Source organism: Stenotrophomonas sp. AG209 (assembly GCF_003550055.1).
Lineage (GTDB): Bacteria > Pseudomonadota > Gammaproteobacteria > Xanthomonadales > Xanthomonadaceae > Stenotrophomonas.
In genome coordinates this window covers 25577-46547 of the sequence record NZ_QXDB01000001.1, presented here as the reverse complement: position 1 = coordinate 46547, position 20971 = coordinate 25577, and the positions used below count along the sequence as shown (strand labels likewise).

At 68.1% G+C, this 20971-nt stretch carries 21 protein-coding genes; 5 read left to right on the top strand and 16 right to left on the bottom strand.

Going from position 1 to position 20971, the window contains the following annotated elements:
* Positions 1 to 269 precede the first annotated feature (269 nt).
* Positions 270 to 566, bottom strand: a complete 297-nt coding sequence (locus DFO63_RS00240) for a hypothetical protein (RefSeq protein WP_049444884.1) — start codon at positions 564 to 566, stop codon at positions 270 to 272.
* Positions 563 to 1960, bottom strand: coding sequence for a histidine--tRNA ligase (hisS, locus tag DFO63_RS00235; RefSeq protein ID WP_032958002.1), 1398 nt, complete (start codon positions 1958 to 1960; stop codon positions 563 to 565). The genes DFO63_RS00240 and hisS overlap by 4 nt, the downstream gene beginning before the upstream one ends.
* 127 nt (positions 1961 to 2087) lie before the next feature.
* Between hisS and DFO63_RS00230 the strand changes: the two genes are divergently transcribed.
* Positions 2088 to 2840 (top strand): helix-turn-helix domain-containing protein, encoded by a 753-nt coding sequence (locus DFO63_RS00230; protein WP_010482595.1) that lies wholly within the window; start codon positions 2088 to 2090, stop codon positions 2838 to 2840.
* Between the two features lie 101 nt (positions 2841 to 2941).
* Here DFO63_RS00230 and thrC read toward each other — a convergent pair whose 3' ends face one another.
* The 6 genes from thrC to DFO63_RS00205 all read right to left on the bottom strand — a co-directional run bounded on the left by thrC (position 2942) and on the right by DFO63_RS00205 (position 9841).
* On the bottom strand, positions 2942 to 4228 hold the full coding sequence (gene thrC, locus DFO63_RS00225; RefSeq protein ID WP_119006170.1) for a threonine synthase: 1287 nt from the start codon (positions 4226 to 4228) through the stop codon (positions 2942 to 2944).
* Positions 4229 to 4257: 29 nt separating this feature from the next.
* Complete coding sequence (locus DFO63_RS00220) at positions 4258 to 5172, bottom strand: homoserine kinase (protein ID WP_049445881.1); 915 nt, start codon at positions 5170 to 5172, stop codon at positions 4258 to 4260.
* Entirely contained in the window at positions 5169 to 7673 is a 2505-nt protein-coding gene (gene thrA / locus DFO63_RS00215; RefSeq protein WP_119006169.1) for a bifunctional aspartate kinase/homoserine dehydrogenase I, read from the bottom strand. Before thrA ends, DFO63_RS00220 begins: the two co-directional genes overlap by 4 nt.
* Before the next feature lie 84 nt (positions 7674 to 7757).
* Positions 7758 to 7892 carry a hypothetical protein gene (locus tag DFO63_RS22245; protein ID WP_005413160.1) on the bottom strand — a complete coding sequence of 45 codons (135 nt, stop codon included), beginning with the start codon at positions 7890 to 7892 and terminating at the stop codon, positions 7758 to 7760.
* A 138-nt stretch (positions 7893 to 8030) separates the two neighbouring features.
* Positions 8031 to 8981, bottom strand: a complete 951-nt coding sequence (locus DFO63_RS00210) for a DMT family transporter (RefSeq protein ID WP_014036998.1) — start codon at positions 8979 to 8981, stop codon at positions 8031 to 8033.
* 161 nt (positions 8982 to 9142) lie between these two features.
* Positions 9143 to 9841: an AraC family transcriptional regulator gene (locus DFO63_RS00205; protein ID WP_014036997.1), complete on the bottom strand. Its 699-nt coding sequence runs from the start codon at positions 9839 to 9841 to the stop codon at positions 9143 to 9145.
* A 103-nt stretch (positions 9842 to 9944) separates the two neighbouring features.
* On the opposite strand from DFO63_RS00205, the gene DFO63_RS00200 reads away from it, so the two are divergent.
* Positions 9945 to 10751, top strand: a complete 807-nt coding sequence (locus DFO63_RS00200; protein ID WP_259337329.1) for a DUF6491 family protein — start codon at positions 9945 to 9947, stop codon at positions 10749 to 10751.
* Here the strand turns inward: DFO63_RS00200 and DFO63_RS00195 are convergent.
* The 3 genes from DFO63_RS00195 to DFO63_RS00185 form a co-directional block, all read right to left on the bottom strand.
* A complete protein-coding gene (locus DFO63_RS00195; RefSeq protein ID WP_119006167.1) occupies positions 10748 to 11800 on the bottom strand; it encodes a linear amide C-N hydrolase in 1053 nt (350 codons plus the stop codon). The genes DFO63_RS00200 and DFO63_RS00195 overlap by 4 nt on opposite strands.
* 67 nt (positions 11801 to 11867) lie before the next feature.
* Complete coding sequence (locus DFO63_RS00190) at positions 11868 to 12281, bottom strand: DUF6691 family protein (protein WP_119006166.1); 414 nt, start codon at positions 12279 to 12281, stop codon at positions 11868 to 11870.
* Positions 12278 to 12715 (bottom strand): YeeE/YedE thiosulfate transporter family protein, encoded by a 438-nt coding sequence (locus tag DFO63_RS00185; protein WP_049445875.1) that lies wholly within the window; start codon positions 12713 to 12715, stop codon positions 12278 to 12280. Before DFO63_RS00185 ends, DFO63_RS00190 begins: the two co-directional genes overlap by 4 nt.
* An 86-nt stretch (positions 12716 to 12801) precedes the next feature.
* On the opposite strand from DFO63_RS00185, the gene DFO63_RS00180 reads away from it, so the two are divergent.
* The gene (locus DFO63_RS00180; protein ID WP_049445873.1) at positions 12802 to 13125 is read left to right on the top strand and encodes a metalloregulator ArsR/SmtB family transcription factor; all 324 of its coding nucleotides are present in this window, start codon (positions 12802 to 12804) and stop codon (positions 13123 to 13125) included.
* A 3-nt stretch (positions 13126 to 13128) separates the two neighbouring features.
* Here DFO63_RS00180 and DFO63_RS00175 read toward each other — a convergent pair whose 3' ends face one another.
* The 5 genes from DFO63_RS00175 to DFO63_RS00155 all read right to left on the bottom strand — a co-directional run bounded on the left by DFO63_RS00175 (position 13129) and on the right by DFO63_RS00155 (position 19271).
* The gene (locus DFO63_RS00175; protein WP_049445870.1) at positions 13129 to 13557 is read right to left on the bottom strand and encodes a BLUF domain-containing protein; all 429 of its coding nucleotides are present in this window, start codon (positions 13555 to 13557) and stop codon (positions 13129 to 13131) included.
* 83 nt (positions 13558 to 13640) lie between these two features.
* Positions 13641 to 14774: a hybrid sensor histidine kinase/response regulator gene (locus DFO63_RS00170; RefSeq protein WP_049445868.1), complete on the bottom strand. Its 1134-nt coding sequence runs from the start codon at positions 14772 to 14774 to the stop codon at positions 13641 to 13643.
* Positions 14771 to 15346 (bottom strand): chemotaxis protein CheB, encoded by a 576-nt coding sequence (locus DFO63_RS00165; RefSeq protein WP_119006165.1) that lies wholly within the window; start codon positions 15344 to 15346, stop codon positions 14771 to 14773. Before DFO63_RS00165 ends, DFO63_RS00170 begins: the two co-directional genes overlap by 4 nt.
* A complete protein-coding gene (locus DFO63_RS00160) occupies positions 15346 to 16170 on the bottom strand; it encodes a CheR family methyltransferase (RefSeq protein ID WP_119006164.1) in 825 nt (274 codons plus the stop codon). Before DFO63_RS00160 ends, DFO63_RS00165 begins: the two co-directional genes overlap by 1 nt.
* Positions 16167 to 19271 carry a response regulator gene (locus DFO63_RS00155; RefSeq protein WP_119006163.1) on the bottom strand — a complete coding sequence of 1035 codons (3105 nt, stop codon included), beginning with the start codon at positions 19269 to 19271 and terminating at the stop codon, positions 16167 to 16169. Before DFO63_RS00155 ends, DFO63_RS00160 begins: the two co-directional genes overlap by 4 nt.
* A 178-nt stretch (positions 19272 to 19449) precedes the next feature.
* Between DFO63_RS00155 and DFO63_RS00150 the strand changes: the two genes are divergently transcribed.
* Positions 19450 to 20586, top strand: a complete 1137-nt coding sequence (locus tag DFO63_RS00150; protein WP_049445863.1) for a PAS domain-containing sensor histidine kinase — start codon at positions 19450 to 19452, stop codon at positions 20584 to 20586.
* Positions 20576 to 20935, top strand: a complete 360-nt coding sequence (locus DFO63_RS00145; protein WP_014036985.1) for a response regulator — start codon at positions 20576 to 20578, stop codon at positions 20933 to 20935. Before DFO63_RS00150 ends, DFO63_RS00145 begins: the two co-directional genes overlap by 11 nt.
* The last annotated feature ends 36 nt before the right edge of the window (positions 20936 to 20971 follow it).

The window sequence follows — 20971 nt, the reverse complement described above, 5'->3', positions numbered from 1 at the left end:
TCCTGAGCGTTGGCGGGGAGCGTCCGGTGGCAGGGGACGCCGTAAACCCATCCATGGGGGCTTGGTCGCGGCATCCATGCCGCTCACACCCCTGCCACCGAACCCTCCCCGCCTTCGACAGTTGGCCGCGATCTGCTGGATCTCGCTGGGAAAGTGATCGAGAACGGCTTTCGTAGAGTCGAGCCATGCTCGACTGCGCTTCGTCCAGAAACGCAGAACGCCCACCAAGGGGCGGGCGTTCTGCTTTCAAATCAACGACCTGGCCCGACTCAGGGCGGACAGCGCACCTCGGCCTGCAACGCCCCGCGCCGCAGGCATTCGCCGAACAGGCTGCCCTGCCGACTCGGCAGGGACTGGATGTTCTGCAACGCCCCTGCGCCCGCCGGGCACTTCCGCAAAGCCAAGGCCTGCAGGTCAGCCTCAAGCTGCGCACGGTCGATCACGTGGCAGCGGTCAACCTGCAGCCGGTACTGTGCCGGGCCCATCCGGGCACTGCGCAGCACAGGGTCACTCTGGCAGCCCGCCAGCAGGAGCACGGTGAGTACCCCTGCGGCAGCAGGCTTCACACCATCGCCCTGGACTGCTCCAGCTCCACCAGCAGGGTGCTGGCCAGCTCGTCGCGCGACACTTCGAACTGCTGTTCGCGCAGCAGGTCCTTCACCGCCACCACGCCGCGCGCCAGCTCGTCTTCACCGGCCAGCACCACGAAGCGGATACCGGCCTTGGCCGCGTACTGGAACTGCTTGCCGATCTTCTTCGGCTCCATCTGCACTTCGGTGTTGATGCCACCGGCGCGCAGGCGGCGCGCGATGTCCAGCGACTGCGGCATGCCCTGCTCGTCCATCAGCGCCACCAGCGCCTGCACGCTGCTGGCTTCGATGCCGTCGATCAGGCCGGCCTCGCGCAGCTGCCAGAACAGGCGCGACAGGCCGATGGAGATACCCACACCCGGCAGCTTCGACTTGCTGTAATGGCTGGCCAGGTCTTCGTAACGGCCGCCCGAGCAGATCGACCCGATCTGCGGGTGGTCGGTCAGCGTGGTCTCGTAGACGGTGCCGGTGTAGTAGTCCAGGCCGCGCGCAATGGAGAAGTTCAGGCAGTACGCGGTTTCCGGCACGCCCAGCGCCTGCACCAGCTGCAGCACTTCGCGCAGTTCGGCGACGCCGGTACGCAGGATCTCCGAAGAACCGGCGTCGGCTTCCAGCGTGGCCAGCTGCGCCAGCGCATCGGCATGGCCCTGCGAACGCACGGCGACGAACGCCAGGATCTTCTCGACCTGTTCGGCCGGGATGTTGAAGCCCTCGCCCACCAGCGTCTCGCGCACGTAATCGGCGCCGCGCTTGTCCAGCTTGTCCACTTCGCGCAGCACCGCCAGCTGGCGCTCGCCTTCGGCCACGCCCAGGCTCTCGAAGAAGCCGCGCATCAGCTTGCGGTTGTTCAACTGGATGCTGAAGTCACCGATGCGCAGTTCCGAGAACACCGCGTGGATGACCGCCAGCACTTCGGCGTCGTACCGCACGCTCAGGCTGTCCTTGCCGATCACGTCGATGTCGCACTGGTAGAACTCGCGGAAACGGCCGCGCTGGGCACGCTCGCCACGGTAGACGCGCTGCATCTGGTAACGGCGGAACGGGAAGGTCAGTTCGTGTTCGTGCTCGGCCACGTAGCGTGCCAGCGGCACGGTCAGGTCGAAGCGCAGCGCCATTTCCGGCAGCGAACGGTCGCCCGATTCGGCCGCGTTCGCCAGCGCGCCGGTGGACTGTACGAAGTACACCTGGCGCTCGGTCTCGCCGCCGGACTTGGTCAGCAGCACGTCGGACAGCTCGAACACCGGCGTCTCCACCGGCAGGAACCCGAAGCGCTCGTAGTTGCGGCGGATGACGTCCAGCATGCGCTGGAACGCAATCTGCTCGCGCGGCAGCAGTTCAAGGGTGCCGGGCGGGGTACGGGGCTTGATCACGGGCGGAACTCCTGCTGGAACGGGACGTGGGAGGGGGCGACATTCTAGCGCCCCCGCCTCGGGCAGGGTCGAACGGCCGCTTGAAGTATCATAAGGCCCTCCCCGCCCGCGATACGCCCCCCGCAACATGTCACGGCCTTCCGGCGCTCCGCCCGCCACCAACGATCCCGCCTCGCCGTCCTGCACCACGCTGGACTGCCTGCACTGCTCGGTTCGCCACCTTGCGGTGTGCTCGGCGCTGTCGCCCGATGAAGTGCAGGCGCTGGAACAGGTCACCGTCTCGCAGCAGGTCAGCATGGGCAGCACGCTGGCCCGCACCGGCGAAGAGCGTGACCATGTCTATACATTGACTGCCGGCGCACTGCGCCTGGTGCGCACCCTGGCCGACGGCCGCCGCCAGATCAACGGCTTCGTGCTGCCCGGCGACTACCTGGGCCTGAGCGGCAGCGACCACCACCGCTACGACATCGAGGCCATCGCCGACAGCCGCGTATGCCGCGTCGCGCTGCCACAGATGAAGGCCCTGCGCAGCCGTTTCCCGCACCTGGAGCGCAAGCTGCTGCAGCGCGCCTGCCAGGAACTGGATGCCGCACAGGATGCTGCGCTGGCACTGGCTCGCCTGCAGCCGGCCGAGAAGCTGGCCGATTTCCTGTTGCGCCTGGCCGCGCGCGAGGCCAAGCTGGGTGGCGACGGCCTGCGCGTATCGCTGCCGATGGGCCGCGGCGATATCGCCGACCATCTGGGCCTGACCATGGAAACGGTCAGCCGCACCTTCACCAAGCTGCGCCAGCAGGGGCTGATCGCCCTGCCCCACCTGAACGTGGTGGAGATCCTCGACGAGGACGGGCTGCGCACGTTGGCCGGTGAAGGATTGATCTGACCGCATCGCGGTCCGTGGGGTTGCCGGCCAGCGGCCGGCACTACCCGAATGCATATCCCTGGTAGTGCCGGCCGCTGGCCGGCAACCGCGTCCCTCTCCGATCAACGCAGCAGCACGTCGCGCAGCGCCGCATAGTCAGCCGCCAACGGTTCGGCGTGCGCCGGCCGCTGCAGCAACGCATCCAGCGCAGGCGGCACCGCCACCGCTTCGCCGATCAGCGGCTCGACCACGGCCTCGAACTTGGCCGGATGCGCCGTGGCCACCACTGCCCAGTCGCCCTTGGCACCGCGCGCACGCAGGTCCTGCAGCACCTTCACCGCCGTCGCCGTATGCGGGCAGAACAGCTCGTCGCGGCTGGCATGCGCTGCCGCAATCGTCGCGCGGATGGTCACGTCATCCACCGCGAACGCACGGAACGCAGCACGCAGTTCCGCGTCGTCGCCGTGGTAGAGCCAGCGCAGTCGCTCGAAGTTGCTCGGCGCACCCACGTCCATTGCATTGGCCACCGTCGCCACACTGGCCTGCGGCTGGTAGTCGCCACCATTGAAGTACGCCGGCAGCACCGCGTTGGCATTGGTGGCCAGCACGATCTGGCCGATCGGTACGCCCAGCGCGCGCGCCAGCACCGCCGCCATCGCATTGCCCAGGTTGCCGGTCGGCACCACCAGATTGAGCCGGCGACGATACGCGGCGTAGTGGGCCAACGCTGCATGGGCGTAGTAGCTCATCTGCGGCAGCAGTCGGCCCAGGCTGATGCTGTTGGCCGAGCTCAACGGCACCTGCGCCTGCAGTTCGCGGTCAGCCAGCGCCTGCTTGACCATCGCCTGGCAATCGTCGAACGCACCCGCCACACACAGGGCCTGGATGTTGTCGCCGAAACAACCGAGCTGGTGCGCCTGGCGCGGAGATACGCGGCCATCCGGATACAGCACCACCACGCGCACGCCGGGCTGGCGATGGAACGCCGCCGCAACGGCGGCACCGGTATCGCCGGACGTGGCGACGACGATCGTCAGATCGCGGTCCTTGCCGGCCTGCAGCCGCGACAGCGTACCGGCCAGGAAGCGCGCGCCGATATCCTTGAACGCCGCCGTCGGCCCATGAAACAGCTCCAGCACGTGGTCACCGTCACCGAGCGCACGCAGCGGCACCGGGAAGTCGAACGCTTCGCGGCAGATCGCCGGAAGCGCGGTCTCAAGCGCGTCGCCAGCAAAGAACGGTGACAGCAGATCGGCGGCGGTATCGGCCAGGCTCACCCCGGCCTGCAGTTCGCGGGCGGCCGGCAGAAGCGCGGGGACATACAGCCCGCCATCGGGCGCCAATCCGGCGGCGATCGCCGCGCTGAGGCCGACGGCCGGAGACTGGCCGCGGGTCGAAACAAATTGCATGGCTTCGGTATCCAGTAATGGGGAAGGATTCAGCACAAGCGGGCTCCCGGTGCATCCAGCGGCGATACCCAGGCGTCACTGTCGAAGCCGGCCGCAGCGAACGCTGCCTGCACCGGCGCCGCAGCGGCACGCGCCTGGTCGGCATCCTCGAACCAGGCGAACACACTGGGTCCGGCACCTGAGATGCCCGCGCCCATTGCATGGGACGACAGCGCCGCATCACGGGCGGCTTCGAAGCCGGCAATCAATCCGGCCCGTCGCGGTTCGACCAGCACATCGCGCAGGCCCGCGCGTACCAGCGCCGCGTCACTGCGATGGCAGCCACTGAGCACCAGCGCGAGGTTCGCGCTCTGTGCCACGAACTCGCCCAGCGCATAGCTGCCTTGCAGGGCCTGGCGGGCACGGCGCGTTTCCAGCACCGCGTGCGGATGCACCAGCAGGCTGTGCCAGCTGGCAGGCACCGGGATCGGCAACAGGCGATCGGCCGTACACAACGCCAGGCCACCCAACAGCAGCGGGCCGACGTTGTCACCGTGACGGCCACCACTGGCCACCGCCTCGCCGTCCAGCGCGTACGGGTACAGCGCCTCGCGCGGCAGCGGGGCCTGCAGCAGCGCATTGGCGGCGACCAGCGCCGCGACACTCGACGCGGCCGAACCGCCCATGCCGGAACCGAACGGAATGCCCTTGTCGATCTCGACCGCGAAACCGAAATCCAGGCCCAGGCCTTCGCGCAGCGACATCAGCGCGGCCCCCGCGGTGTTGCCGGCGGCGTCCAGCGGCAGCGCGACCGCACTGCCACGGATCGCATCGATCCGCACCACCGGCTCTTCGATGCGGCGCACGCTCACGGTATCGCCGATACCGGCAATGGCATGGCCGAGAATATCGAAGCCCACTGCCACGTTTGCCACCGAGGCGGGCGCGAACGCACGTGCGATCACAGCCGCGCTCCTTCACCGGCGGCGACCCGCAGCAGGTCCGCGAACACACCCGCTGCCGTCACTTCCGGACCCGCACCCGGCCCCTGCACCACCAACGGGTTGTCGCAGTAGCGACGGGTGCGGAACTGCACCACGTTGTCGGTCAGCCGCAGGTTGGCGAAGGCATGATCGGCCGGCAGTTCCTGCAGGCCGACCGAGGCGCCATCGGCACCCAGCCGTGCCACATAGCGCAGCACCGCCCCCCGCGCCCGCGCGTCCTGCAGGCGTTGCCGCAGGCTGGCGTCGGACTCACCCAGCCGCGCCATGAAGTCATCCACGCCACCCTCGCGCAGCAGCGCCGGCACCAGGCTTTCCACGTCCACCTGCTCAAGGCTGAGCGCGTGGCCGGCTTCGCGGGCCAGGATCACCAGCTTGCGCGCCACGTCCACGCCCGAAAGATCATCGCGCGGGTCCGGTTCGGTGTAGCCCATCGACCGCGCCTGCGCGACCAGCTGCGAGAACGGCTGGCTGCCATCGAAGCGGTTGAACAGCCAGGCCAGCGTGCCGGAGAAGATGCCTTCGATGGCCAGCACCTCGTCACCGGTGTCGACCAGGTCACGCAGCGTGGTGATCACCGGCAGGCCCGCGCCCACGGTGGCCTCGTAGCGGAAGCGCGCACCACTGGCCGCCGCAGCCGCGCGGATGCGCTGGTAGCGCGGCAGCGGCCCGGCACCAGCCTGTTTGTTCGGGGTCACCACGTGGATGCCGGCCGCCAGCCAGCCCTCATAGCGCTCGGCCACCTCGGCACTGCCACTGCAGTCGATCACCACCGCATGCGGCAGGTGCGCGGCCAGAAGGTGCTCGGTGAAGCGATCCAGATCGCTGGACTCGCCCGCTTGCTGAAGGGCTTCGCGCCAGTCGGCGTGCAGCCCATCCGCATCCAGGCGCATGCGCGAACGCGAGGCCAGTGCGCGCAGGCGCAGGTCGACATTGGCCTTGGCCAGCAGCTGCGGGCGCGCAGCCAGCAACTGGTCCAGCAGCGCGGCACCGACGTTGCCCGGCCCGATCACACCCACCGCGAAGGTCTGCGGCGACAGCCAGAACCCAGCATGGGCAGCGCGCAGCGCGCGGGTGGCATCGGCACTGTCCACCGCCACCGAGATGTTGCGTTCGGACGAACCCTGCGCGATCGCCAGGATGTTCACCTGCGCACGGCCCAGTGCCTCGAACAGGCGCGCCGCCACACCCGGTTGACCGGCCATGCCGTCACCCACCGCCGCCAGTACGCTGACGCCCTCGCTGACCTGCACGCGCTGCACCTGGCCCACCGACAGCTCATGCGCGAACGCATGCAGCAGTGCCTCGCGGCCACGCGCGGCTTCGGCGGCGCGTACCACGCAGCAGATCGAATGTTCCGACGAACCCTGCGAGATCATCACCACCGACACCTGCGCCTGCCGCAGGGCGGCGAATACGCGCTCTGCAGTGCCCGGCACGCCGATCAGACCGGTGCCTTCCAGGTTCAACAGGGCCAAGCCGGGGCTCAGGGTCAGGCCCTTCACCGGCCCGCGCGGCGAGCGCTCGGCACTGATGCGCGTACCCGGATGCGCCGGCTGGAACGTATTGCGGATGAAGATCGGCAGGCCGAGCCGGATCGCCGGCGACATCGTCTGCGGGTGCACCACCTTGGCGCCGAAGTAGGCCAGTTCGCAGGCCTCGTCGTAGCTGAGCGATTCGAGCTGCACGGCTTCGGGCACCAGCCGCGGGTCGGCTGACAGCACGCCGTCGACGTCGGTCCAGATATGCAGTTCATCGGCGTTGAACAGCGCGGCGAAGATCGCACCGGAGTAGTCGCTGCCGTTGCGGCCCAGGGTGGTGATGCGGTCATCGCGATCACGCGCGACGAAACCGGTGGCGACCAGGCGCGGCTGCGGATGCTGCAGCCGCCACTTGGCGAGGCGGTCGGCGCTGGCTTCCCAGTCGACATCGACGCCCAGTTCGCCATGCCCGACCACCAGCACCTCGCGCGCATCGAGCACAGCGCAGTCTTCGCCCAAGGCACGCAGGTGGGTGCCTAACAGCTGTGCGGAGAACACTTCGCCCAAGCCCTGCACGCGGTCCAGCACCTCGCGCGGCAGCTCGCCGATCACCGCCAGCGCCGCCAATACTTCGGCCAGCTGATCGAAGCGGGCGTCGATCCACTCGACGGTCTCGCCCACCTGCTCGCCCAGCAGCGCCACGGCGGCGCCGCGATGGCGCGCGCGCAGCGCATGCCAGGCCTCGCGCCAGCCTTCATCACCCTTGGCCGCCAGCTGCGCCAGCTCGATCAACGCATCGGTGACCCCCTTCATCGCGGAGACAACAGTGACCTGCAGCGATTCGGGGCGGGCCAGCAGCAGGCCGGCAACATGGCGATAGCGTTCGGCATCGGCCACCGAGGTGCCGCCGAACTTGTGCACGACAGTGGACGGCGCAGCCAGATCGGCCGGGGCAACGGGATGGGCGGGGGCGTGGGAAGACATGCAGACCTCGGTAGGAGGCCCCGTCGCATGCAGGTGTCGAGTTTCCCCGCCACCTGGATGGTGCGGGGCCGTGGTTTTCGGGAGTTACACGAAGACGACGGGCCGCACCAGGGCAGTGGTGACGGTGGTGGTGGTAATGGTGGTGGTGGCGACCGGCGCAGTCGAACGGCCCGCGGTGGCGGGGGCGATCAGGCTGGCGTGGGCGGCATCAAGGACCATGACGCACAGAAAACACCGTGCGCCGGGCCGCTGTCAAGTGCTGCGATGCAAAAAATCGTTGCCGCGATCATCGGCCAACGTGCTGGCATTTGGTTGCATCTGAGACCAAGCGGCCATCAGTACGCTTGACGGCCGCATTCAGCCGGCATGTTCGGCGATCGCCCGTGGCGTGCGATGCGCATGCGCGCACAGCATCACGCCGGCCACCAGGAACACGATCGCCAGCGCTTCCAGCAGCGAGGGCCACCGCCGCTGCCAGGCAAAGGCATACAGCAGCGCGAACAGGGTTTCGAACACGATCATCTGCCCGGTCAGGGTCAACGGCAGCAGGCGGCTGGCGCGGTTCCAGAACGCGTTGCCGAGGATCGAGGCCACCACAGCCACGCCCGCGCTGATCGCCCAGAAGCCCCCCCACTGCGCCGCCGTGTGGGTGCCGCTGTGGCCGATGAAGGCCATCGGCACCAGCAGCAGGGCCAGGCCGCCGGTGGTGACGCCGGTCAGCAACGACCAGTCGTGGCTGGACAGGTCCGGTCGGCGTGCCAGCCAACGACTGTTGCCGATCGAGTACAGCGCCCACGAAAACAGCGCACCGAATGCACAGAGCAGGCCGATCAGGCGCTGCCGCCACGGTGTTGCCAGATGCTCGGACATCAGGGCTTCCCAGCCCACCAGCGCCACGCCGAGCACGCACAGGCCCAGCGCCGGCAGCAGCTGCTTCAACGGCACCGCGCCCTGCTCGCGCACGCCGACCAGGGTGACCACCACCGGAATCAGGCCGACGATCAGCGATGCCGCCGCGCCACCGGCCCACTGCACGGCCGTGGCCAGCAGCAGGAAATACACCAGGTTGCCGGCCAGGCTCAGCCACAGCAGCCCGAACCATTCGGCACGGCCCAGCCGCGGTGCCAACCGCTTCCAGCGCGGCAGCAACAGAGCGACGGCAATCAGGCCATAGACCAGGTAGCGACCGGCCGACAGTTGCAACGCATTGAACGACTGCAGCACGGCGGGCGCGAGAAAGACCACGCCCCACAGCGCGCCAGCGGCAACGCCATTGGCGATGCCCAGGGCCATCGGGTTGTTGCGCATTCGGGTTCTTCGGGGGGAGAGAACAGGCCGCGCAGTGTAAGCGCTCGCCGGTGGGGCGCTCTTGACCGAGGCTACTGCCCTCCCGCCTTTGTAGAGTCGAGCCATGCTCGACTGCCGTTCGCGAGGTGGTCGGTGCAGAAGCAGTCGAGCGTGGCTCGACGCTACAGTCCGGCGCTCCTGCGCCAGGCGGCCGGCGTCTGCCCGCACTCACGACGCAGCGCGCGGGTCAGTGCACTCTGCTCGGAATAGCCTGCGGCCAGCGCGATATCGCTGATCGGCGCCGCACTGGTGCGCAGCTGGTGCTTGGCCCAACGCAACCGGCTGGCACTGAGCCAGGCCTGAGGACTCAGCCCGAACTCGCGTTGGAACAGCGCATGCAACCGGCTCTCGCTGACACCGACGAAGGCGGCCATGCGTGCTACCGGCCATGCCTGGCCCGGATCGACCTGCACCGCCGCGCACAGGCCCTGCATGCGCGCACCACTGCCCGCCGGTGCAAACACCTGGAGCAGCTGCGGCAGCAGGGGCGGCAACGGTTGACCCTCACGCACCTGCGCCAGGCGCTGCCGCAGCGCCAGTGGCAGATGCAGCCAGCGCTGGCGGCACAGGTGCTGCTGGGTATCGTCATCGAGCACACCGGGCGCGCAATCGACAATCACGAAACCATTGGGACCGTCGGCCATCTGGTCATGCGCTTCGCCGGCTGCAACGAACGCCCCCTGCAGCAGGTCCAAGCGCCCACCGCGCCCCTCCATCTCGAACTGCAGCTCGCCCTGCAGCGGCAGCACCCACTGCGCATAGTCGTGGCGGTCCAGGCCGGTGGCCTGGCCGTAGTGCCGCAGGTGGAAGATCGCGCCCATATGACGAGTGTGCGCGTGCTGACATTTCCCTGCAACGCGGCCCCGGCGCCGGCCATGCTATGTTCCAGACGGTTCCAGACGCAGGGATGGCAGGATGAACAGCATGATCCGATTGCTTCCGCTGGCACTGGCCAGCGTCTTTCCCCTGGCCGCCCAGGCCCAGGCCCCGGCCACGCCACCGGCCGCCGAGCGCATCGCACCCGCACCGCACTGCCTGGACGCACGTGACGTACGCCAGGTCGAGCAGGAGACGCCGACCGCCATCGCGGTCCGTGACGGCAAGGGCCAGGCCTACCGCATCGATTTCAACGCAGCCTGCCCGGGCGTCAACGAAGCCAGCGCACTGCGGCTGGAGGCACCTTCAGGCTGGGCCTGCGGCCGTCCCAGCGAACAGGTGATGGTGGATGGCCGCCGCTGCGGCGTCGGCAGTGTCACCCCCATCGACAACCGGGAATTCGCCAGCACCGCACGCCAGAGCAGCCGCCTGTACGCGGCCACCCTGCCGCGGGTGAACGTGACCGCCACGGGCAAAACCAGCCGTGGCGACAGCAGCCCGCGCCATACCTTCCAGGCCTCGCCTGCATTCTGCTTCGCCACCCGCCATGTGCGCAGCTGGAACGAGGATCCCCAGGGCGTGGTGGTGGAGACCAATCCGCGCCGCAATGGCGGCAACCGGTACTACCGCGTCGAACTTGCCGGCAGCTGCTCGATCCTGGCCGGGGCCACCTCGGTGGAATTCCAGTCCGGGTTCCAGAACGGCCTGATCTGTGGCAACCCGGGCGATCGCATCGTGGAGACGCCGTCCGGGATCCCCGGCGACATGCGCGCCAGCACGCCGCGCTTCGCCCGCCCGGGCTGCAGCGTGCTGGCGGTCTATCCGAAGGACGTGCCGGACCAGGCCGCGCGCTAGCCGTCGATGCCGAGGAAGGCGAACGGTGCACTGGGTACGAAGTGGCCCAGTGCATCGCCGGCGAACGTATTGCGCTGGTCCTTCCCAAGGTCGAGCTTGAGCACCTGGCCGCCGAAATCGACCTTGTTCAGATCGACCCAGAAGGTGTTGGGGGTCAGCGCCGATTCGAAGAAGTACAACCGCCGCTTGTGGTCGGCCACCGTGCGCCAGCGCGTCGATGAGATGTTCGGCTCGCCCGGCGTGGTGATGCCGTACGGCACCGACGCATTGCGGATCACGCTGAACACGCTGGCCAGCGCTTCCACCGGATCCTCGGCCTTGGGAATGGCGTTGATGTAGAACGACGCACGCGCGAATCGGTCGGACGAGCGGTTGGTACCCGGCAGCATCACCGTGCCACCGATCTGCTGCCAGTAGCTGTTGAGTGCCAGCTGCTGCTCGAAGATCGGCGAGTTGGTCATCACCTGGTAGCGGCGGTCATGGTGGATCACCTGGCGCCCGCCGATGTACTCGACGATGGCACTGTCGCCGGTCGCATCGGACAGCGACAGGTGCAGCGTTGCCTGGCGGTCCTCGCCCGGCACCTTGTCGGTGACGATCGAGTACGGCTCACGCTTCAGCGCCGCCACCGCCTCGTCCACGGTCGCGAAATTGTCCAGCACATACTGCGCCCACAGCGAGATCGCCAGGCCCGGCTTGTTGCCGCGCTGCTGCGGATACTCCGATTCGACCAGCCACAGCAGGTTGGCCACCAGGCCTTTCTCGTTCATACCATCGGTGGTCGATACGTCGTAGCCAGTGGCCACCACCGAACCGTAGCGTGCCGTCCAGGCCAGCGACTTCGGCCCGGCCTGGCCGGTGCGCGCGATGCCGCGCGGCAGTACATAGAGGTTGGTCGCCACGTCGACCTTCCAGTCCATCGAGCGCGCGGTGATCACATCGCCGTTGTCGCCCAGGTACACCGCGCGCGTGCAGGCCAGCGCCGGTGCCACCGCAGCGGCCAGTGCGACCGCCAGCATTGCCCTGCCCGTCCACTTCATCCGAACCATGTCGTTGCGCTCCTTTCCCCGTGAACCCTGGATCTGACCGCACGCAGGGTGACACAGGGGTGAAGCCTCAACGGACGACGCGATCGTGCAGCCAGAAACCTGCAAGCATCGCAGGCACGAACCACAGTGCTTCACGCGATGCGACTGCCAGCCCGGCGATGGCCGGTCCCGGGCAGTAGCCCGCCCATCCCCAGCCGATACCGAACAGTGCGGCACCCAGCAGCAGGCGGGCATCGACATCACGCGCACTGGGCAGCTGGAATCGCACCGCGAACCACGGCTGCGCGCGGCGCAGCGCCCAGCGCTGCCCGACCGCACTGACCAGCATCGCCGAGCCCAGCACCCACATCAGGGTGGGATCGAAATCACCCGCGATGTCGAGGAAGCCGATTGCACGGCGCGCATCGGTCATCCCCGAAAGCGCCAACCCCGCGCCGAACAGCGCACCTGCCGCTGCCGCGGCCCCTGTCGCGCGGCTCATGCCAGGCCTCCGCCGTGGCGGATGAGGAAGGTGGTGAGCATCGCGCAGGCCATGAACACCAGCACCGCCAGCAGCGAGCGCTTCGAGCCGCGCGCCATGCCACAGACGCCGTGGCCACTGGTACAGCCACTGCCCAAGCGGGTGCCGAAGCCCACCAGCAGGCCGGCGCCGATCAACTGCCAGGCAGGCAAGGCGTCGCGCAGCAGTACCCGCGGCGACGCGTCGGGCAGCGATTGCCACCACAGCACCAGCCCGGCCGCTGCAAGCAGGCCGGACAGGAAGGCCCAGCGCCATCCGCGCTCGCCATTCGCTGCGCGCAGGATGCCTGCGGCGATCCCGCTGATACCGGCCACGCGGCCGAGGGTGGCGAGCAACAGCACCGCGGCGGCGCCGATCAGCGCCCCGCCAGCCACCGCAGTCCAAGGCAGGTTCATGCCCTGCCCTCATTCACGCCATTCATGGGATTGCCCTTTTATTTAGATTTATCTAAATTAGACGCTTCTAAACAAAAAGGTCAACCATGCCCGGCACCCCGCTCGACAGCGCCGCGATGGCCGAGCACGCCGCACAGGCTGCTGCGCTGCTCAAGCGCCTGGCCCATCCTGCCCGCCTGCGCGTGCTGTGCCGCCTGGTCGAAGGCGAAGCCCCGGTACCGGAACTGCAGGCGCTGACCGGATTGAGCGCATCCGCGCTGTCGCAGCACCTGGCCGTGCTGCGCGAACTGGACATCGTGGCGACCCGGCGCGAAGCGCAGGCCATCCACTACCGCATGCAGGAAGGGCCCGCATTGGGCGTGCTGCAGGCGCTGCATGCCGCCTATTGCGGCGGCGGTACCTGGCGCTGACGCTCAGCCGGCGTGCAGCGCTGGCTGCACAACGTTGTCGAGCAGATCCACCGGCGTCGGTGCGGAGCGATCGCCCTGCAGGGTACGGGTAAAACCCGACCAGTCACTGGATGACAGCTGGCGCAACAGCGCCTCCTCCACCGGCAGCGCGCGCATCGACCAGTACGGAAACTGGCGCTGTCCCAGGCGGCCGCGCGCCAGTTCAATGATGTCGATATGGCTGCCGGCCTGCAGGATGCGTTCGTAGACCGAGTCGATGCCATCCGGCGGCCCTTCAATGTACTGCAGGAAACGCCTGCCGTCGTGCAGCAGCACGCCGGTCACCCCGGCCATCTTGTTGAAGCGGGCCGCATCGTCCACCAGCGCCTGCAGCCGTCCAGCGGAGAGATCCGGCAGCGCCCGGCTGACATAGGCGATCGCACGCAGTGGCATGGTGCTTCCTTGGCAATATGTACCGCAACGGTAGCAGTTGCGGACGAGCCCGTCTCAGATCCACGCCACGCTTGCTGAAGAATTCAGCTTGCCGCGGTTCCCGGGCTTTCAGAGCGCCGTGGCAGCGTCGCCTCGAACACCACCTGCCCGGCCTCGTTGCGCGCGCCGATGCGGCCGCCGTGGGCGCGGACGAACTGATCAACGATGTACAGGCCCAGCCCCAGGCCATTGCTGGGGTGGAAACTGGCCTTGAACGGCTCGAACAATCGCGGCAGCAGCGCGTCGTCGATCCGCCCGGCGTTGCTCACCCGCAGCAGCACGCTGCGCGGATCGCGGCCGTCCACCTCCACCCTCGCCTCGCTGCCATGGGTGAGCGCATTGCCGACCAGGTTCGCGGCGACCTGGCCGAGCCGATCCAGATCACCCTGCAGGCGGGTATCGCCCTGCATGTCGAGATGGACCCGCGCGTGGCCGTGGGCGCTGCCCGCTTCGGCCACCACTGCACGCGTCACCTCCGCAAGATCGCAGGCACTGGCCTGCAGGCGCAGTCCGCCGCTGCGGATCCGCGAAAAGTCCAGCAGCTGCTCGACCATCCGCGCCATGCGCAGGGTGCTGGCTTCCAGGTACTTCAGGGTCTGCTGCGCACCGGCATTGTCCCCGGGAAGCTCCAGCGCCAGCTTGTCGGCACACAGCAGGATCGCCGACAGCGGCGTGCGCAGGTCATGGGTAAGCACGGCCGCCATCGTCTCGTTGAGCTTGAGCGAACGTTCCAGCGCCTCGTTGCGCGCTTTCAGCAGCTGGCGCTGCTGGTAGAGCTCGATGAAGACGTTGACCTTGCTCAGGATCACCTGCGGGGCGACTGGCTTGTGCAGGAAATCGACCGCGCCGGTTTCGTAGCCCTTGAAGGCACGCACCGGGTCATCCGGCGAGGCGGTCAGGAAGATGATCGGCACATCGCGGCTGCGGTGCGAACCGCGCATCAGCTCGGCCAGGGTGAAGCCGTCGATCTCCGGCATGTGCACGTCCAGCAATGCCAACGCCACCTCGTGCTCCAGCAGCAGCTCCAGCGCCTGCGCACCGGAGCCCGCAAGCAGCAGGTTCACGCCCTCGCGCTGCAGCAGCGCCTGCATGGCTACCAGGTTCTGCGGCACGTCATCGACGATCAGCAGGTTGACCGGGGTCTGCGACTGCGCAGGGTCCGGTGGCAGCAGGTTCATGCAAACAACTCCTTCAGGCGACGGCACATCAGTTCAAGGGGCAGCACGGCATCAGCGCCAGCGTGCTGCAGGGCGGAGGCCGGCATCATCGATGCCTCGGCCTCCTCGGGACATTGCAGCCAGGCGCGGCCGCCAGCGGCGCGCACGGCGGCCACCCCTTCGCTGCCGTCACTGCTGGCACCGGTCAGCAGCAGGGCCAGCACCTGCACACCGAACACCGCCGCTGCCGACTCGAACAGCGGATCGATGGCCGGGCGCGAAAACAGCACCGGGGCGTCGACCGACAACGCCAGCGAACCGGCGTCTTCCACCAGCAGGTGATAGTCCGGTGGCGCGAAGGTCACCGTGCCGGGCTGCAGCGGCTGCTTGTCCTCGGCCTCGCGAACCGGCAGCGCGCAGTACGGCGCCAGCACTTCGGCGATGCGGCTGCTGCGGTCGCGTGGCAGGTGCAGCACGGCCAGCACCGGCGCGGGCAGCGCCGCCGGCAGCGCGCCGAGCACCGCCTGCAGAGCCGCGACCCCACCGGCAGAGGCGCCGATCACCAGCACGGCCGGGCGTGTCAGCGACGCCATCAGGCGACCTTCCGGTACAGGCGATGCTCGCGCGAGCAGACCTCGAACGCACCGTGGTGGCGACCGAACTGCAGCGATTCCTTGCTGCCCAGGCCAAGGAAGCCGCGATGCACCAGTGCTTCGCGGAACAGGCCCACCGCGCGATCCTGCAGGTCGCGGTTGAAATAGATCAGCACATTGCGGCACGACACCAGGTGCACTTCGGAGAACACAGTGTCGGTGGCCAGGCTGTGGTCGGCGAACACCACGTTGCGGCGCAGCTGGCGGTCGAACACCGCGCCATCGTAGGCCGTGGCGTAGTAGTCGGAGAGCGAAGCGGTACCGCTGGCCGCCAGGTAGTTGCGGCTGAACTGGGCCATGCGGTCGATGCCATAGGCACCGGCTTCGGCGGTGGCCAGCGCTGCCGGATTGATGTCGGTGGCATAGACGATGCTGCGCTCGAGCAGGCCTTCCTCGTGCAGCAGGATCGCCAGCGACCACACTTCTTCGCCCGTACTGCAACCGGCCACCCACAGCTTCACCGACGGATAGGTGCGCAGCACCGGCACCACCTGCTCGCGCAGCTCGCGGAAATAGGCCGGGTCACGGAACATCTCCGACACCTGCACGGTGAAGAACTGCATCGCCTGCGCGAACAGGTCCGGCTCGTGCAGCAGGCGGTGCTGCAGGTCGGCCAGCCGCTCGCACTCGTAGCGCTGCATCGCCTGGCGGATGCGCCGCCGCAGCGACGACACCGCGTAGCTGCGGAAGTCGTAGTGGTAGCGCTGGTACAGCGCTTCCAGCAGCACTTTCAACTCCAGGTCGAACAGGGCCTGCTCGTTCATTGCCGCGAGCACCAGACCCGGCACAGCGAGACCAGCTTGTCGACATCGATGGGCTTGGCGATGTAATCGTTGGCACCGGCCTGCAGGCAACGCTCACGGTCGTCCGGCATCGCCTTGGCGGTCAGCGCGATGATCGGCAGGTCCTGCAGGTGGCGCTGCGCGCGGATCTCGCGCATCGCGGCCAGGCCGTCCTTCTCCGGCATCATGATGTCCATCAGCACCAGATCGACTTCGCGCTCGGCCAGGCGATCGACCGCTTCCTGGCCATTGCGCGCGATCTCCAGCGTCACGCCGAGGGGTTCGAGCACGCTGGACAGCGCGAAGATGTTGCGGACATCGTCTTCTGCCAGCAACACGGTACGGCCGTCGAGCACGGTGTCGCGCCGGCGCGCCTCGCGCAGCAGGCGCTGCTGGTCGGTCGGCAGGCTGGCCTCGACGCTGTGCAGGAACAGGGTCACCTCGTCCAGCAGGCGTTCGGGCGAGCGCGCGCCCTTGATGATGATGCTCTTGGAATAGCGACGCAGGCGCTGCTCTTCCTCGCGGCTGAGCGCGCGGCCGGTGTAGACGATCACCGGCGGGAAGCCGACGTCATCGTTGCCGGCCATGTGCTCGAGCAGGTCGTAGCCACTGCCATCCGGCAGCGACAGGTCCATCACCATGCAGTCGAAGGTAACCGTGCTGAGCTGTTCCAGCGCGCCGGCCAGGGTACCCACTGCAACGATCTGCAGCTGATCGCGGCCCAGCAGCAGTTCCAGGTTGTGGCGCAGCTCGCTGTCGTCCTCGACGATCAACAGGCGCCGCATGTCGCGCTGGCTGGTCTGTTCCAGCTGCTCGATGGCCGTCACCAACCGCTCGCGCGTGGTCGGCTTGATCGCGAAGCCGATCGCACCCAGCTCGCGTGCGACCTGGCCGCGCTCCATCGCCGAAACCACGTGGACCGGGATGTGGCGGGTGTCCGGATTTCGCTTCAGGCGCTCCAGCACGCTCAGGCCGGACACATCGGGCAGGCCGATATCGAGCAGGATGCCGTTCGGGCGCAGCTCGCTGGCCAGTGCCAGCGCTTCTTCCGCCGTGCTGGCCACCACGCAGTCGAAGTCCAGCTCGTGGGCCAGCACCACCAGCGCTTCGGCGAAGGTGGCATCGTCTTCCACGGCCAGGATCAGCCGGCCTGCGCGCTGGCGCCGGCCACGGTCGTCGGCCACGCTGGCCTCCGCCGTGACCGCGCCGGATGCAATCACCGGCGCAGCGGGCGCGGGTACATGCACAGGCGCAACCGCTGGCGCCGCGACGGCAGCAGCGGGCGCCGCATCCGCTTCAAGCGCAGGCGCCCCCTGCAGCGGCAGCTCCAGGATGAAGCAGCTGCCGCGGCCAGGCTCACTGTCGACCTGGATGGTGCCGCCCATGCGTTCGGCCAGATCGCGCGAGATCGACAGGCCCAGGCCGGTGCCACCGTAGCGACGCCGGGTGCTGCCGTCGGCCTGGCGGAAGGCCTCGAAGATCACCTGCAGCTGCTCGTGGGCGATGCCGATACCGGTATCGCAGACTTCGAAGCGGACACGGCCATTACCCCCTGCACGGACCTGCAGGCTGACCTTGCCGTGTTCGGTGAACTTCAGCGCATTGGCAAGCAGGTTCTTCAGGATCTGCTGCAGGCGCTGGTTGTCGGCCACCAGCTGGCTTGGCGCCAGCGCATCGGCCTCGATCTGCAGGGCCAGGCCCTTCTGCCGCGCCATCGGCTCGAACGTCTCGCGCAGGCGCTGCAGCACGCTGTCCACCACCACGACTTCGTCGGCCAGCTCGACATGGCCGGCCTCGATGCGCGACAGGTCCAGGATGTCGTTGATCAACGCCAGCAGGTCGTTGTTGGACGACAGGATCGCGCGTGCGTACTTCACCTGCTCTGCGGTGAGCGTGCCGTCCTTGTTGTCGGCCAGCAGCTTGGCCAGGATCAACGAACTGTTCAGCGGCGTGCGCAGCTCGTGCGACATGTTGGCCAGGAACTCGGACTTGTAGCGCGAGGTGGCAGCCAGCTCGTTGCTGTTGCGTACCAGCTGGCTCTGCGCGACCAGCAGTGCCTGCTTCTGCGCTTCCAGCTCGTGGGTGCGCTCTTCCAGCTGCACGTTGCTCTGTTCCAGCTCGGCCTGCTGCTGCTCCAGGTGTCCCTGCGACTGCATCAGGCTGCGGCTCTGCTCTTCCAGTTCCTCGTTGGCCACGCGCAGTTCTTCCTGCTGGGCCTGCAGCTCCTCGCCCTGGCGCTGCGATTCCTCCAGCAGCACCACCAGCTGCGCGCGCAGCAGCGAGGCGCGCAGCGCCATGCCGATCGTTTCGGCGCAGCGCTCCAGCAGTTCGTCGTCGAGGTCGCGCTGCCCGCCGATGCGTGCGCGGCCCAGTTCGATCACGCCGACCACGGCGCCGTCGCTGCTGATCGGCGCCAGGATCCGCTCGCGCACCGGCACACGCCCGAGGCTGGTCTGCAGGTCGAGTACCGCGGCGTCATCGCCATACAGGTGGCGGATCCGCTCGTCACGCGCCACCTGCCCGGCCAGGCCTTCCTGCAGGGCCAGCGACGCTGGCGTGCCAGAAGGCAGCGCCATGCCACCGGTCAACTGCAGTCGCCCACCTTCCAGGCGATAGACCGCGCCCACATCGGCATCCAGCTGGCCGGCCAGGTGCGTTGCCGCCGCTTCTGCGATCTGCTCCGGCCCGAGGTCGCCGCGCAGGCTCATCGCCACCGCATTCTCGGCCTCCTGCAGCCAGAGCGCACGCATCGCCTGGCGCCGGGCCTGGATCGCGCGCGAGACGATCAGCGCGATCATCAGGAAGGCGCAGCCACCGATGGTGCGGTTGACGAACGAGAACGACGAGTTGTTGCTGGCTGGCGCCACGTTGAAGCCGATCACCAGCAGGACACAGGCGATCATCGCGACCACGAACGGCGCGCGCGCACTGCGCTGGAACACCGTGACGCCCACGGCGAGGAAGTAGGCCAGCCAGACCGCGTATCCCAGCGGCACCACCAGTTCCAGCGCGATGGTCGCCGACAGCAGTACGGCAGAGGTCATCCAGATCCAGCGGTCACGCGTAGTCGCACCAGGACGCATGCAGGTCGGTTCCAGAAGACAAAGGGTGGGTGATGGTACTCCCTGTCGCATTCAGCCGCACAGGACCAATGGCACGTGCCTGCCGTGCACGCATCCTTCACACTGCACTGCCTAGCTTCACGTCCCTCTCAGGGGTAACACTTATTTCCACGTGGACGCTGCCGCTTCTACGACGTCCGTGCTGACGGACCCTTCCCGACAACTGCGACTGTTGATCGACAGCGTGCGCGACCATGCGCTGTACCTGCTTGATCCCGAAGGCATCGTCTGCAGCTGGAACCCGGGCGCGGAGCGCATCAAGGGCTATTCAGCCGATGAAGTGGTGGGTACGCACTTCGGTCGTTTCTACCTGGCCACCGACCGCGAGGCCGGCGAACCGCAGCGCCTGCTCCGCCTCGCGGCGCAGCAGGGCCATGTTGCCAGTGAAGGCTGGCGGGTACGCCGTGATGGCTCGTCGTTCCGTGCCAGCGTGGTCATCGAGCCGGTCGTCGAAGCCGGCGAACTGCTTGGCTTCGTCAAGATCACCCGCGACATCACCGAGCAATGGCAGGCACAGCGACTGCTGCGGGATGCCCAGCGCGCGCTGCGCAACACCCAGCAGTTCGAGACGGTTGGCCGGCTCAGCCGCGGCCTGTCGCACGAGTTCAACAACCTGCTGACCACCATCGGCAACGCACTGGACCTGCTGTCGCTGCGCGTCAGCGGTGACGATGCCCGCGCCGCCGAGCTGCTGGACGCTGCGCAGGCGGCCACCGACCGCGGCGCCCTGCTGACCCGCCAGCTGCTGGCCTTCAGCACGGGCCAGACCTTGATCCGCGAACCGCTGGACATCAACACGCTGGTACGGCAATGGCTGCCGGGCCTGCAGCGCGCCTGCCCGCCCACGGTGACGCTGGACGCCTGCCTCACGCCGGGCCTGCCGCAGGTGTGCACCGACGCGATGCAGCTGCAGGCTGCCCTGGCCAATCTGGTGGCAAATGCCGTGGAGGCCACCATCGATGGCGGGCGCATCCTGATCGGAACCGCGCTGGAACATCGGCTCGACCCGGATGCGGACACGACGCTGCAACGCGGCTATGTCACCCTCAGCGTCTGTGACGAAGGCCATGGCATGGCCGCTGACATCGCCGAGCGCGCCAGCGAACCCTTCTTCACCACCAAGGACATCGGCAAGGGCAGCGGCCTGGGCCTGAGCCAGGTGTTCGGATTCACTACCCAGAGCGGCGGCTTCGTCGATGTGTCCACCACGCCCGGTGTCGGCACCACGGTCAGCCTGCTGCTACCCGCAACGGAGGACCCAGCCCATGACCGATGAACCGATCCGCGTACTGATGGTGGAGGACCAGAACGATCTGCGCGAGATGATCGGCCTGGCCCTGCGCGATTTCGGCATCGAGGTGGCCACCACCGCCGATGGCCACGAGGCGGCGGAGCTGCTCAAGGGCGAAGCGCGCTTCGACGTGGTGTTCAGCGATATCAGCATGCCCAACGGCATGTCCGGCATCGAACTGAGCGAGCACGTCGCCCGAGAGCAGCCGCAGGCACGCATGATCCTGTCTTCCGGCTATGCGCGCTCGCAGCTGCCGCCGCTGCCGGAGCAGGTGGAGTTCCTGCCCAAGCCCTATCGCCTGCGCCAGCTGGTCGAGCTGTTGAAGCAGGACTGACGGCTCGCCGGGCATCGCCCGGCGGTGCGGTTCCTG

Bases quoted from the DNA above. Each gene is read 5' to 3' on its own strand.
- DFO63_RS00230 (WP_010482595.1), top strand. From the start codon at position 2,088: ATGTCACGGCCTTCCGGCGCTCCGCCCGCCACCAACGATCCCGCCTCG.
- thrC (WP_119006170.1), bottom strand. From the start codon at position 4,228: ATGCAATTTGTTTCGACCCGCGGCCAGTCTCCGGCCGTCGGCCTCAGC.
- thrA (WP_119006169.1), bottom strand. From the start codon at position 7,673: ATGTCTTCCCACGCCCCCGCCCATCCCGTTGCCCCGGCCGATCTGGCT.
- DFO63_RS22245 (WP_005413160.1), bottom strand. From the start codon at position 7,892: ATGGTCCTTGATGCCGCCCACGCCAGCCTGATCGCCCCCGCCACCGCG.
- DFO63_RS00210 (WP_014036998.1), bottom strand. From the start codon at position 8,981: ATGCGCAACAACCCGATGGCCCTGGGCATCGCCAATGGCGTTGCCGCT.
- DFO63_RS00205 (WP_014036997.1), bottom strand. From the start codon at position 9,841: ATGGGCGCGATCTTCCACCTGCGGCACTACGGCCAGGCCACCGGCCTG.
- DFO63_RS00200 (WP_259337329.1), top strand. From the start codon at position 9,945: ATGATCCGATTGCTTCCGCTGGCACTGGCCAGCGTCTTTCCCCTGGCC.
- DFO63_RS00195 (WP_119006167.1), bottom strand. From the start codon at position 11,800: ATGGTTCGGATGAAGTGGACGGGCAGGGCAATGCTGGCGGTCGCACTG.
- DFO63_RS00190 (WP_119006166.1), bottom strand. From the start codon at position 12,281: ATGAGCCGCGCGACAGGGGCCGCGGCAGCGGCAGGTGCGCTGTTCGGC.
- DFO63_RS00185 (WP_049445875.1), bottom strand. From the start codon at position 12,715: ATGAACCTGCCTTGGACTGCGGTGGCTGGCGGGGCGCTGATCGGCGCC.
- DFO63_RS00180 (WP_049445873.1), top strand. From the start codon at position 12,802: ATGCCCGGCACCCCGCTCGACAGCGCCGCGATGGCCGAGCACGCCGCA.
- DFO63_RS00175 (WP_049445870.1), bottom strand. From the start codon at position 13,557: ATGCCACTGCGTGCGATCGCCTATGTCAGCCGGGCGCTGCCGGATCTC.
- DFO63_RS00170 (WP_049445868.1), bottom strand. From the start codon at position 14,774: ATGAACCTGCTGCCACCGGACCCTGCGCAGTCGCAGACCCCGGTCAAC.
- DFO63_RS00165 (WP_119006165.1), bottom strand. From the start codon at position 15,346: ATGGCGTCGCTGACACGCCCGGCCGTGCTGGTGATCGGCGCCTCTGCC.
- DFO63_RS00160 (WP_119006164.1), bottom strand. From the start codon at position 16,170: ATGAACGAGCAGGCCCTGTTCGACCTGGAGTTGAAAGTGCTGCTGGAA.
- DFO63_RS00155 (WP_119006163.1), bottom strand. From the start codon at position 19,271: ATGCGTCCTGGTGCGACTACGCGTGACCGCTGGATCTGGATGACCTCT.
- DFO63_RS00145 (WP_014036985.1), top strand. From the start codon at position 20,576: ATGACCGATGAACCGATCCGCGTACTGATGGTGGAGGACCAGAACGAT.